The sequence below is a fragment of the Acidovorax sp. LjRoot38 genome, assembly GCF_964252975.1.
GTDB classification, from domain to species: Bacteria; Pseudomonadota; Gammaproteobacteria; order Burkholderiales; family Burkholderiaceae_C; genus Acidovorax; species Acidovorax facilis.
The window spans coordinates 19506-30716 of the sequence record NZ_CAXUPT020000017.1; the positions used below are offsets into that span (position 1 = coordinate 19506).

Below are 11211 nucleotides of genomic sequence, written 5' to 3' on the forward strand. Positions count from 1 at the left end.
CGGTATTTGGTTACACGATTTTTGCTGCGGCCGCAGCAGCGGCACGGCGCGCCCTTGCACGGCCCGGCAGCACCTGCGGCACCGCACCCACCAGCGATTGCGTGTACGGGTGCTGCGCGTTGCGGAACAGCTCTCCGGGAGAGCCCCGCTCTACGATGCGGCCCTGGTACAGCACCACCACCTCGTCGCACAGGTGATTCACCACGGCGAGGTCGTGGCTGATGAGCATGTAGGTGATGCCGAACTGCTGCTGCAGGTCCTGCATCAGGTTGAGCACCTGGGCCTGTACCGACACGTCGAGTGCGCTCACCGGCTCGTCGGCCACGATGAGGCGGGGCCGGGTGATGAGGGCGCGTGCAATGGCGATGCGCTGGCGCTGGCCGCCAGAAAATTCGTGCGGGTACTTGCCCAGGTCGTTGGTGCGCAGGCCCACTTGCGATAGCACCTGGGCGGCCTGCTCGCGCTGCTCGGCGCGCGTGGTCTGGCCTTGCGCCTGCAGTGGTTCGGTCACGATGCGCTCCACGGTCTGGCGCGGGTCCAGCGATCCGTACGGGTCCTGGAACACCATCTGAAAATCGCGGCGCGCCTGGCGCAGCTGCTCGGCGGGCAACTGGTGCAGGTTGCGGCCCAGCAGCTCCACAGTGCCGGAGGTGGGCGCATCGAGCGCCATCACCAGCCGTGCCAGGGTGGACTTGCCCGAGCCCGATTCGCCGACGATGCCGAGGCTGCGGCCAGAGGCAATCGAGAAGTTCACGCCGTTGAGGGCATGCACCTTGCCGGGTGGCTTGAACAGATGGTCGCGCGGCAGCGTGTATTCACGCACCAGGTCTTTGACCTGCAGCAGCGGCGTTTCTGCGGGATGGGTGCTGTGCAGCGCCTGGGTCATGCGGCCACCTCGACGATGTTTACCACCTGGGCACTCTGGGCTTCGGCAATGGCCTCGCGCCGCAGGCAGCGCACCTCGTGGTCGCCATCGGCATCGGTGGCCACGAGCGTGGCCTCGGGCTGATTGTGGTGGCAGGCATCCACCGTGTAGCTGCAGCGGCCCGCAAAAGGGCAACCTGAAGGCAGGTCGACCAGCTCAGGCACCGTGCCCGGAATGGTGGACAGGCGAGGTCGCTGGCCGGGCGCGTGCACGGCGCCCAGGTGAGGCCGGGCGGCAAACAGGCCGCGTGTGTAGGGGTGGGCCATGGCCGAGAAGACCGAGGCGGTGGAGCCGCTTTCGACCACGCTGCCGCCGTACATCACCATCATGCGGTCCACGTTCTGCGAGATCACCCCCAGGTCGTGCGAGATGAGGATGAGCGCCATGTTGCGCTCAGCCACCAGGTCGCTGATGAGGTCCAGGATCTGCTGCTGGATGGTCACGTCGAGCGCCGTGGTGGGCTCGTCGGCGATCAGCAGGTCGGGCCCGCAGGCCAGCGCCATCGCAATGGTGATGCGCTGGCGCTGCCCGCCCGAGAACTGGTGCGGGTAGGCGTCAAAGCGCTGTGCGGCGTTGGGGATGCCCACGCGGTCCAGCAAGGCAATCGCTTCGGTGCGTGCGGCTGCTGCATTCATGCCCCGGTGCAGGCGCAGCGGCTCCGCCACTTGGCGGCCTATGGTGTGCACGGGGTTCAGTGCGGTCATGGGCTCCTGGAACACCATGCCAATGCGGTTGCCGCGCATCTGGCACATCTGTGCATCGGTGCGGCCCACCAGCTCTTGGCCATCAAAGCGAATGCTGCCGGTGACCTGCGCGCTGTCAGGCAGCAGGCCCATGAGCGACATGGCGGTGATGGATTTGCCACAGCCCGATTCACCAATCAGGCCCAGGGTTTCACCGCGCGCCAGCGAAAAGCTCACGCCGCGCACGGCATCGGCCGGGCCCCGGTGCGTCTGCAGGCGGATGCGGAGGTTGGAGACTTCGAGCAGGAAAGACATGGAGAACAGTTCGTGCAAGGTTCGGCGGAGGTTTCAGCGCTTGCGCGACAAGCGTGGGTCCAGCAGGTCGCGCAGACCATCGCCCAGCAGGTTCAGTCCCAGCACGGCCAGCGCAATCGCCACACCAGGCCAGACGGCCAGCTGCGGGGCTTGGAACATCAGCGTCTGTGCTTCGCTGAGCATGCGGCCCCAGGAGGGTTGGGGCGGCTGGGTGCCCAGGCCCAAATAGGAGAGGGCGGCTTCGGCCAGGATGGCAATGGCGAACTGGATGGTGGCCTGCACGATGAGCACCGACAGGATGTTGGGCAGCACATGCTCCAGCGTGATGCGCAAGCTGCCCTTGCCGCAGGCGCGCGAGGCCAGGATGTATTCGCGCGACCACACCGCGTTGGCCGATGCACGGGTGACGCGCGCAAACGTCGGGATGTTGAAGATGCCGATGGCAATGATGGAGTTGACGATGCCCGCGCCGAACACAGCGGTGAGCATGATGGCGGACAGGATGGCCGGGAAGGCAAACGTAAAGTCGGCCAGCCGCATGATGAGTTCTTCGACCCAGCCGCGCTTGGCCGCAGCCAGCAGGCCCAGCGCCGTGCCAACGGTCAGCCCGATGCCCACGGCGATCACGCCCACCAGAATGGAATTGCGCGCACCCACCAGCAACAGCGACGCCACATCACGCCCAAAGGCATCGGTGCCCAGCCAGTGTGTGCCGGTGGGCGACTGCAGCTTGGAGGCCAGGTCCATCTCGTAGGGCGACCAGGGTGTCCAGACCAGCGACAGTGCAGCGGCCAGCAGGAGCAGCAGCGACAGGACGGCGCCGATCACGAAGCTGCGGTGGCGCAGCGCGCGGTGCAGCCAGCTGGGGGCAGAGGTGACAGAAGGCGAAGGAATGACAGCGTTCATGGGGGGATCAGATGTCGGAGGCCTTCACGCGCGGGTCGATCACGGCGTAAAGGATGTCCACCACGAAATTCACGATGACCACCATGGCGGCGAGCAGCATCACGCAGTTGCGCACCACGATCAGGTCGCGGTTGGAGATGGACTGGAAGATCAGCCGCCCCAGGCCGGGCAGGTAGAACACGTTCTCCACCACGATGGTGCCGGCCAGCAGGTTGGCAAACTGCAGCCCCATCACGGTGATTACCGGGATCATGGCGTTGCGCAGCACATGGCCCCAGAGCGCCGCGCGCTGCGACAGGCCCTTGGCGCGGGCAGTGCGCACAAAGTCTTCGCGCAGCACCTCCAGCACGGCCGAGCGCGTGATGCGCGCGAGGATGGCGGCCTGCACCACGGCCAGCGCAATGGCGGGCAGCAGCAGGGCCTTGAGGGCTTCGAGTGGACTACCGCCAGCGTCTTCGGTCCAGCCGGGGAAGCCACCGGCCGAGAACCACTGCAGTTTCACGGAGAACAGCAGGATCAGCAGAATGGCGAACCAGAAATTGGGGATGGCAATTCCGATCTGTGCCAGCCCCATCACGCCGACATCACCGATCTTGTTGTGGCGCGATGCTGCATACACACCTGCCACCAGGGCCAGCACGGTGGTGATGACCATGGCCATCAGTGCCAGGGGCACCGTGAGGGCCAGGCGTTCCAGCACCAGGTCGAGCACGGGTGAGCTGTAGGCATAGCTGTCGCCCATGTTGCCGACCACCAGCCCGCTCACCCATTGCCAGTAGCGCAGGCTGGCGGGCTGGTCTAACCCCAGCTTGCTGGCCAGCGCAGCCACGGCTTCGGGCGAGGCGTCGGGTCCCATGAGCATTTGGGCGGCGTTGCCCGGAAGGATCTCCAGCACCAGAAACACAACAATGGACGCGCCGATAAGCGTGGCCAGGAGGGTAATAAACCGCTTGAGAAAAAACAGGCCCATGGGTGAGGTGGGTGAGGAGAGGGTTAGGGCGCGCGGGCGTCAAAATTAATGTGTATACACAGCATAACGGTAAAAACATCCCCGTCAGCGGTGGTGGGTTGCAGTGTGGCATGCAAGGCACATGCCACCAGCGCGGGATAATACGGAGCATGAACCGCGCCGCGTACCCCGTCTCCATTGTTTTTGGCCCTGTGCCCAGGGAGGCCGTATGGCGCTGATGATCACCGACGAGTGCATCAACTGTGATGTGTGCGAGCCCGAATGCCCTAACCAGGCCATCTATCTGGGGCAGGAGATCTACGAGATCGACCCGAACAAGTGCACGGAATGTGTGGGGCACTTTGACGAGCCCCAATGTGTGCAGGTCTGCCCCGTCGCCTGCATCCCCGTGAACCCGCAGCACGTCGAGAACCGCGAAACCCTGTGGCAGAAGTTCCAGCGGTTACAGACGCAAGCTTCGAGTTAGTTTGTAGTGTTTTTTTGGCTCTAGCGCTTATCCATCAAGCGTAAGACGCTATAAAAATAATAGCTATTGACAGAAAGGGATGCGGCGGACCGTCGTTACCCTTTTTCCAGCCGCGCCGCTCAGTCTTCTGCAGGGCGGGGGGGCTTGGGGCGCGGCGGTTTGGTGGTGTGGATGAGTAAGGTGGCCTTGTCCATCTCGCCCGCCAGCATGGCCGGGTAGGCCTTCAGCGAATGGACGATGCTGTCTTCGATCAGCGTGCGCTGGTCGGGGGAGGGCTTTTTGAGCACCCAGTTGGCGACTTCGCTTTTCACGCCCGGGTGGCCGATGCCCACGCGCAGGCGCCAATAGTCAGGGGAACCGAGCTGGCCATGGATGTCGCGCAGGCCGTTGTGCCCTGCATGGCTGCCGCCGCGCTTGAGCTTGACCTGTCCTGGCGGAATGTCCAGTTCGTCATGCACCACCAGGATTTCTTCGGGCTGGATCTTGAAGAAGCGCGCCAGCGAAGCCACCGACTTGCCCGAGAGGTTCATGAAAGTCTGTGGCTGCAGCAGCCAGACGCTTTGCCCATGCACCGTCGTGCGCGCCACCAGCCCGTGGTAGCTGCGCTCGGGCACCAGCGTGGCCTTGAGTTCGCGCGCCAGCGCATCAATCCACCAGAAACCGGCGTTGTGGCGGGTGGCTTCGTAGTCTGGCCCGGGGTTTCCAAGGCCTACAAACAGCTTGATCATTGGCGGGATTATCGGTGGGTGTGGGGTGGTTAGAGCCAGACGGTTTGCAGATGCGAATGGCTTTGCGCCAATGAAAACGGCCCACACAAGGTGGGCCGTTGGGGGTCAACGCCGCAGGGCGGGCTGACCGGGTGAAGTCATCGAGGTCGTTGACCGATTACTTCTTGCCCTTGCCCTTGCCCTTGGCGTCGGCAGCAGGAGCGGCTTCGGCAGGGGTCTCAACGACCACCACTGGAGGCACCACGGACACCAGCACGGGGTTGTTGTTCTGACCGCCACGGATCTTGGCCGTCACGCCCTTGGGCAGCTTGATGTCCTTCAGGTGCAGGGATGCGCCCTTTTCCAGCTTGGACAGGTCCACAGCGATGAACTCAGGCAGGTCCGAAGGCATGCAGGTCACGTCCAGCTCATTCACGATCGGGTTGACCATGCACTTGTCGACCTTGACGGCGTTGGACTCGTCAGCACCGCTGTAGTGCAGTGGCACCTTCATGTGCAGCTTGGTCTTTTCGTCCACGCGCTGGAAGTCGATGTGCAGCACGAGTTGCTTGTAGGGGTGGTATTGCACGTCACGCAGCAGAACCTTGGAGGTCGTGCCGGCAACTTCCATGTCCAGCACGCTGGAGTGGAAAGCTTCCTTCTTGAGGGCGTGCCACAGTGCATTGTGGTCCACCTCGATGAGTTGGGGTTCGGCGGTGCCACCGTAGACGATGCCAGGCGTCTTGCCCGAATTGCGCAGACGGCGGCTCGCACCCGTACCTTGCTTGGCGCGCTCAAAAGCGACGAAGTTCATAACTAGCTCCTGAAAAGGACAGACCGCGACCAGTCTTGCCCTGTTTTAAAAAGGCCCGCGATAGCAGGCCACACTTCGTTCCCGAACCAACAGACAAGCCTCCCGAAGGAGGCTTGGTGTCCTGATCAACCGTCTTTCCAAGCCAAAGGCCTCTTGCGAGCCCCGCGTTTGTCAGAACAGGTTGTCTTGGTCCGAGAACAGACTCATCACCGACTCACCCTTGGCAATGCGCTGGATCGTCTCTGCGATCAGCGGGGCCACGGAAAGTTGGCGAATCTTGGCGCATCCCCGGGCGTTGTCGCTCAGCGGGATGGTGTTGGTCACCACCACTTCATCGAGGGCCGAGCCCTTGGCGATGCGTTCGATGGCAGGACCCGAAAAAATAGGGTGCGTACAGTAGGCGTACACCTTCTTGGCGCCACGCTCCTTGAGCACTTCAGCGGCCTTTACCAGCGTGCCGGCGGTGTCGATCATGTCGTCCATGATCACGCAGTTGCGGCCTTCGATTTCGCCGATCACATGCATGACTTCGGACACGTTGGCTTTGGGGCGGCGCTTGTCGATGATGGCCAGGTCGCAGTTGAGCTGCTTGGCCAGTGCACGGGCGCGCACCACGCCACCCACGTCGGGCGAGACCACAATCAGGTCTTCATAGTTCTTCTGGCGCAGGTCGCCCAGCAGCACGGGCGACGCGTAGATGTTGTCCACCGGGATGTCGAAAAAGCCCTGGATCTGGTCGGCATGCAAGTCCATGGTCAGCACGCGTGCCACGCCCACAGCTTGCAGCATGTTGGCCACCACCTTGGCGGTGATAGGCACGCGCGTCGAACGCGGGCGGCGGTCCTGGCGGGCATAGCCGAAGTAGGGGATCACGGCGCTGATGCGCTCAGCCGATGCACGCTTGAGCGCATCAACCATGATCAGCAGTTCCATGAGGTTTTCGTTGGTGGGGGCGCAGGTGGACTGCACCACGAAAACATCGCGTGCACGCACGTTTTGCTTGATTTCAACGGTGACTTCACCGTCGGAGAATCGACCCACGTCAGCCGCACCGAGGGTGGTGCCGAGGTGTTGGGCAATTTCAGCTGCCATGCCTGGATTGGCATTGCCGGTGAAAACCATGAAGTCGGGGTGGTTGGCTTGCATGAGCGTCCCAGCAGTCTGAAATAAAAGCCCGTACGCGGAAAGCGTTTGGCAGGGGAAGAAGGATTCGAACCTTCGCATGCCGGAATCAAAATCCGGTGCCTTAACCAGCTTGGCGACTCCCCTACACAGGTCAACTACCGAAGGCAGCTAACCTTAATTCTTGCCTGATGCCCAACCTGCCAGAGGATGGACCATCAGATTTTCACATTCCTTAACTTGCCAGCCCTGTGGGGCTCCACTCAAGTCAACTGCATGTGACATATGCGCAAACACTGCACTTCCTGAGCCTGTCATCCTGCCTTGCAATCCTCGGGCACCGAGCCATTCAATGGCTTCGGTAACCTCGGGGCAAAGTGCCTGGGCAACTGGCTGCAAGTCGTTTCGACCGAAGTCAAAGTGTGCTGCAGCAAAGCCTAAGATTGTAGCACTATCTGAATCGCGTTTCAAACTTGGTGACGAAAAAATTGCTTTTGTCTCCAAGCCTGCAGCGGGCTTCACGATGGCAAAGCGCGCTTGCGGTAGTTGCTGTGCTTTCTCAAGCGGCGTGATTGTCTCACCAATTCCTTCGACCCAGGCGTTGTGACCGCGTAAAAAAAATGGAATGTCTGCACCGAGCTTCAGACCAATAGCTTCCAGTGCCGATTGCGACAGGTTCAGACCCCACAACCTGTTAAGGGCAAGCAAGGTGCTGGCTGCATCGGAAGAGCCACCACCCATGCCCGCCTGCGAGGGGATGTTTTTCACGACGCCAATGTGTGCACCCTGGGTGCAGCCGGTGGCTCGCTGCAGTGCGAGCGCGGCCTTGATCGTCAGGTCTAGCTCTGGCAGTGCCGTGCCCAGGTCTTCGCGTGTGATAGCGCCACCGGCGCGGCGCTCGAAATGGAGGGTGTCGCACCAGTCGATCAACATGAAGACCGACTGCAGCAGGTGGTACCCGTCCGCGCGTTGGCCTGTGATGTGAAGGAACAGGTTGAGCTTTGCCGGAGCCGGCACGTCATACAGGGATTGCATGGCAACGAATAGGGCGCGTGAGGAGGGCGGCTAGCGGGTCAGTGCAATGCGCAAAGTGGCCTGGGGGGCGGGGTCGTCGCGGTGTGCCACCAGTCGCCCCTGTTCCAGGGCCGAAAGGTCGGCCCTCCAGCCTGGCACGGTGGTTTGTACACCCTTGAGCCAAGCGAAGAGGGCGGCCACGGGGATGCGCGCGCCCGTCACATCCTGCAGCAGTGCGTCGAGCGAATCAGAGGTCCGCGATTCTTGCGCGCTGGTCAGCTGTGCATGGCCATCTTTCCATTCCAGCTGTGCGATGCGGCTGCCGAGCGGGCTGATCAGTGCAAGCCCCCCGGTCTGTGCATTGCCCCGCAGTTCAAATATTGCAGAGAACGACTGCGATGCCTGTCCTTCCACCTGCAGGGCGATACGCCCATTCCAGGCATCTTCTTCGCCTGCAGGTACCTGTGGCGGCTGCGCGCAGCCGACCAGCCACAGTGCGCAGGCCACCCACAACAGCAGCCCGGCGACACGTGGGCCGACCATGACGCGCGCAACGCGTTGAAAAGGAGTTCCTGAAACTCCGTGCATCAAAGGCTCACCCCAAGGCGCTTCAGCGTTTCTTTCAGCGTTTCATTGTCAGGGCTTGTCCGCGCGCCTTCTTTCCAGACCTTGAGAGCAGCTTCCTTGTCACCCAGGCTCCAAAGCACCTCACCGAGATGCGCTGCGATTTCTACATCCGGGCGAGCTTTGTAGGCGGTTTCCAGGTGCCGCTTGGCCTCTGCCTTGTTGCCCATGCGAAATTCCACCCAGCCCAGACTGTCGGTAATGAAGGGATCGGAGGGGGCGAACTCCAGTGCTTTCAGAATCAGCTGTTTGGCTTCGTCCAGTCGCACGCCCCGGTCTGCCAATGAATAACCGAGGGCGTTGTAAGCATGGTGGTATTGAGGCTTCTGGGAAATCACCTGCCTCAGCAGTTTCTCCATAGTCTCCGGGTGACCCGCTTTTTCGGCCAGCATGGCTTGGTCATACACCAGTTCGGCGTCATCAGGTGCGAGCGCCACAAGCTCGCTCTGGACTTGGTAGGCTTCCTCGTAAAGCCGCAGGTCACGCAGTAGCTGCACCTCGGCCAGCAGCCTCATGCGTTTGTCGTCAGCAGAGGTTCCTGGCAGGTTTCGCAGCAGTTCCCGCGCCTGGGCCACTTTGCCCTGCCGTGCCAGCAGGGACGCGCGGCGGCTTTGCGCACTGAACGCTTCGTCCACGTTGTCGATGCGGTTGAGCCACGCCTCTGCAGCGGCAAAATCGCCCTTCTTCTCTGCGAGCTGTGCGGACAGCAAATAGGCTTGCGTAAGCCCTTTCTGACGCACTTCAGGATCGGTCGCGGCGGAGGTGAGCTCCATGAAGCGCTGCAGCGCACTCTCTGCAGCGGAGAGCCTGTTGTCTTGCAACTGCAGGGTGGCCAGCACCAGCCAGGCCTCTACCAAGTCCGGTTTCTCTTTGGTGACGTATTCCAGTTGGCGGGCAGCATCGGGATAGCGCTGCAAGCCCAAAAGAACCCGCGCATAGCCCATTCGCAACTCTGGCACGGGTTGTTTTGCAAGTGCTTGTGTTACCAGTGGTTCGGCCTCGGGGGTGTTCTCTTCCATCAGCTCCAGCGCCAGCCTGGCGGCCCCCTCGTTAGCGTCGTCAAGGGCCTGCGCGCGCCGAGCGGCATCCAGTGCCCCCGATTTATCACCCGCCGCGAGGCGAAGGCGACCCAGGGATACCCAGGCCACAGGGCCGGTGGCAGGGTGGGAAAGCTCGTCCACGAGGGCGGCTTCTACCACCTTCGCTGCCAGCGCCTTGTCGCTGGCACGCCCATACATCTGGGGCAGTGCAGACAGGGTCGAAGCCTTTGCGCGGGGGGATGATTGGGCGAGTTCCTGGCGCAGCAGATCGGGTGTTTCGCCAATACGGTTCAGTGCAACAAGAATTTGCAGCACATAGCGATTCGCCTCGCGCGACTGTGGCAGAGCCTCTTTCCATGCCTTGGCCGCTGCCAGTGCATATTCACCCGATCGTGACTGCAAGGCGATATCTGCGGCCCTTTGGTAGAGTTGGCCGTCTGCGCTGCGGCGTGCAGCCTCCAGCATGAAGGCATAACCAGCACCGGGGTCGCCTGTCCGGGCGCTGATTTCGCCCAGGAAAATCTCGTAGAACAATTCAGCATCCAGTGCCGGGTTGGATACCACTGGAGATTCATCTGTGGCGGGGCGGCTGTCACTGCCGGTCTGTTGTGCCCATGCTGAGTGGGCGGATACCGCGATCACGGTCGTCAATGCGGCAATCCGAAAGCTGTGAAATAGCACCATCGGGTCATAATAATCCATGCCTGTTAACCCATTGCCGGGGTCTTTGTATGCCTGAGTTGCCCGAAGTGGAAGTGACCCGCCGCAGTTTGGTTCAGGCCATCACTGGCGCCCGCATTGAGGCGGTCACGCTCGGCAAACCCTTGCGCTGGCCTCTGGGGTGCGCGCCACAGACTTTGGTGGGGCAGCAGGTGATGGGCCTGCGCCGGCGCGGAAAATATTTGCTGGCAGATACCAGTCGAGGAGTTCTGCTTGTGCATCTTGGGATGTCGGGCAGCCTGCGCTTCAGCCAGGGGTTACCGGCGGCCGGAGTCCACGATCACTTTGACATGCTGACCAGCCAGGGGACGCTGCGGCTGCACGATCCGCGCCGATTCGGTGCCGTGGTGTACGTTCATGGGGAACAAGACCCTGTTGCGACCAAGCTTCTGGGCGGGCTGGGAATGGAGCCGCTGTCTGACGGATTCTCTCTTGCTGTTTTCCAGGCTGGTCTGAAAAAGAGCCAGATGCCCATCAAACAGTTGCTCTTGGCTGGCCGGCTGGTGGTGGGGGTTGGCAATATCTATGCGTCAGAAGTGCTTTTTCTGGCTGGAATCCGTCCCACGACGAGTGCGTCGCGTATCGGGCCTGCGCGGGTGCTCAAATTGCACGCTGCCATTCGGTCTGTATTGGCGCGGGCCGTGGATATGGGGGGCAGCACGCTGCGCGATTTTTCCAATGCAGATGGAATGGCAGGCCACTTTCAGACCCAGACCAACGTTTATGGACGCGATGGAGCGCCATGCCATGTTTGTGGCACTTCGATAAAGGTGCTGCGCCAGGGGCAGCGGAGCAGCTATTTTTGCCCGATGTGCCAGCGGCCTTGAATCAGGTCAAGCGCCAATTCGCCGTGGCATGACGGCCTGCGAGCGGTCGATGCTATATTTTGTGTATGCCTGCCCTTC

Annotated in this window: 12 protein-coding genes and 1 tRNA gene; 2 read left to right on the forward strand and 11 right to left on the reverse strand. The window is 62.0% G+C overall.

All coding sequences use genetic code 11. The features are described 5' to 3' along the window. Positions 1 to 10 precede the first annotated feature (10 nt). The 4 genes from ACSQ22_RS22905 to ACSQ22_RS22920 are packed head-to-tail and all read right to left on the reverse strand — an operon-like array spanning position 11 to position 3799. The gene (locus ACSQ22_RS22905) at positions 11 to 886 is read right to left on the reverse strand and encodes an ATP-binding cassette domain-containing protein (protein WP_436131654.1); all 876 of its coding nucleotides are present in this window, start codon (positions 884 to 886) and stop codon (positions 11 to 13) included. Next, complete coding sequence (locus ACSQ22_RS22910) at positions 883 to 1923, reverse strand: ABC transporter ATP-binding protein (RefSeq protein WP_121423058.1); 1041 nt, start codon at positions 1921 to 1923, stop codon at positions 883 to 885. The genes ACSQ22_RS22905 and ACSQ22_RS22910 overlap by 4 nt, the downstream gene beginning before the upstream one ends. A 33-nt stretch (positions 1924 to 1956) precedes the next feature. Then, positions 1957 to 2829, reverse strand: a complete 873-nt coding sequence (locus ACSQ22_RS22915) for an ABC transporter permease (RefSeq protein WP_436131655.1) — start codon at positions 2827 to 2829, stop codon at positions 1957 to 1959. Between the two features lie 7 nt (positions 2830 to 2836). After that, positions 2837 to 3799, reverse strand: coding sequence for an ABC transporter permease (locus ACSQ22_RS22920; RefSeq protein WP_055399075.1), 963 nt, complete (start codon positions 3797 to 3799; stop codon positions 2837 to 2839). Positions 3800 to 4007: 208 nt separating this feature from the next. On the opposite strand from ACSQ22_RS22920, the gene ACSQ22_RS22925 reads away from it, so the two are divergent. Then, positions 4008 to 4265: a YfhL family 4Fe-4S dicluster ferredoxin gene (locus tag ACSQ22_RS22925; RefSeq protein WP_436131656.1), complete on the forward strand. Its 258-nt coding sequence runs from the start codon at positions 4008 to 4010 to the stop codon at positions 4263 to 4265. Between the two features lie 119 nt (positions 4266 to 4384). Here ACSQ22_RS22925 and pth read toward each other — a convergent pair whose 3' ends face one another. From pth to ACSQ22_RS22960, 7 genes are all read right to left on the reverse strand, one after another. Then, positions 4385 to 4993, reverse strand: coding sequence for an aminoacyl-tRNA hydrolase (gene pth, locus ACSQ22_RS22930; RefSeq protein WP_055399071.1), 609 nt, complete (start codon positions 4991 to 4993; stop codon positions 4385 to 4387). Between the two features lie 157 nt (positions 4994 to 5150). Continuing rightward, positions 5151 to 5786: a 50S ribosomal protein L25/general stress protein Ctc gene (locus ACSQ22_RS22935; RefSeq protein ID WP_055399069.1), complete on the reverse strand. Its 636-nt coding sequence runs from the start codon at positions 5784 to 5786 to the stop codon at positions 5151 to 5153. A 171-nt stretch (positions 5787 to 5957) separates the two neighbouring features. Next, complete coding sequence (locus ACSQ22_RS22940; protein ID WP_055399067.1) at positions 5958 to 6932, reverse strand: ribose-phosphate pyrophosphokinase; 975 nt, start codon at positions 6930 to 6932, stop codon at positions 5958 to 5960. Between the two features lie 46 nt (positions 6933 to 6978). After that, a tRNA-Gln gene (locus ACSQ22_RS22945) sits at positions 6979 to 7055 on the reverse strand. Positions 7056 to 7085: 30 nt separating this feature from the next. Beyond that, positions 7086 to 7943 carry a 4-(cytidine 5'-diphospho)-2-C-methyl-D-erythritol kinase gene (gene ispE, locus ACSQ22_RS22950; RefSeq protein ID WP_436131657.1) on the reverse strand — a complete coding sequence of 286 codons (858 nt, stop codon included), beginning with the start codon at positions 7941 to 7943 and terminating at the stop codon, positions 7086 to 7088. Positions 7944 to 7973: 30 nt separating this feature from the next. Beyond that, positions 7974 to 8465 (reverse strand): lipoprotein insertase outer membrane protein LolB, encoded by a 492-nt coding sequence (locus ACSQ22_RS22955; RefSeq protein ID WP_436131658.1) that lies wholly within the window; start codon positions 8463 to 8465, stop codon positions 7974 to 7976. A 44-nt stretch (positions 8466 to 8509) separates the two neighbouring features. Further along, positions 8510 to 10288 carry a tetratricopeptide repeat protein gene (locus tag ACSQ22_RS22960; protein WP_436131659.1) on the reverse strand — a complete coding sequence of 593 codons (1779 nt, stop codon included), beginning with the start codon at positions 10286 to 10288 and terminating at the stop codon, positions 8510 to 8512. A 29-nt stretch (positions 10289 to 10317) separates the two neighbouring features. Here ACSQ22_RS22960 and mutM point away from each other — a divergent pair, with 29 nt between their 5' ends. After that, positions 10318 to 11133, forward strand: coding sequence for a bifunctional DNA-formamidopyrimidine glycosylase/DNA-(apurinic or apyrimidinic site) lyase (gene mutM, locus ACSQ22_RS22965; RefSeq protein WP_121422496.1), 816 nt, complete (start codon positions 10318 to 10320; stop codon positions 11131 to 11133). Positions 11134 to 11211: the final 78 nt, after the last annotated feature.

Bases quoted from the DNA above. Each gene is read 5' to 3' on its own strand.
- ispE (WP_436131657.1), bottom strand. From the start codon at position 7,943: ATGCAATCCCTGTATGACGTGCCGGCTCCGGCAAAGCTCAACCTGTTC.
- ACSQ22_RS22955 (WP_436131658.1), bottom strand. From the start codon at position 8,465: ATGGTCGGCCCACGTGTCGCCGGGCTGCTGTTGTGGGTGGCCTGCGCA.
- ACSQ22_RS22905 (WP_436131654.1), bottom strand. From the start codon at position 886: ATGACCCAGGCGCTGCACAGCACCCATCCCGCAGAAACGCCGCTGCTG.
- pth (WP_055399071.1), bottom strand. From the start codon at position 4,993: ATGATCAAGCTGTTTGTAGGCCTTGGAAACCCCGGGCCAGACTACGAA.
- mutM (WP_121422496.1), top strand. From the start codon at position 10,318: ATGCCTGAGTTGCCCGAAGTGGAAGTGACCCGCCGCAGTTTGGTTCAG.
- ACSQ22_RS22915 (WP_436131655.1), bottom strand. From the start codon at position 2,829: ATGAACGCTGTCATTCCTTCGCCTTCTGTCACCTCTGCCCCCAGCTGG.
- ACSQ22_RS22960 (WP_436131659.1), bottom strand. From the start codon at position 10,288: ATGGATTATTATGACCCGATGGTGCTATTTCACAGCTTTCGGATTGCC.
- ACSQ22_RS22910 (WP_121423058.1), bottom strand. From the start codon at position 1,923: ATGTCTTTCCTGCTCGAAGTCTCCAACCTCCGCATCCGCCTGCAGACG.
- ACSQ22_RS22920 (WP_055399075.1), bottom strand. From the start codon at position 3,799: ATGGGCCTGTTTTTTCTCAAGCGGTTTATTACCCTCCTGGCCACGCTT.
- ACSQ22_RS22935 (WP_055399069.1), bottom strand. From the start codon at position 5,786: ATGAACTTCGTCGCTTTTGAGCGCGCCAAGCAAGGTACGGGTGCGAGC.
- ACSQ22_RS22940 (WP_055399067.1), bottom strand. From the start codon at position 6,932: ATGCAAGCCAACCACCCCGACTTCATGGTTTTCACCGGCAATGCCAAT.
- ACSQ22_RS22925 (WP_436131656.1), top strand. From the start codon at position 4,008: ATGGCGCTGATGATCACCGACGAGTGCATCAACTGTGATGTGTGCGAG.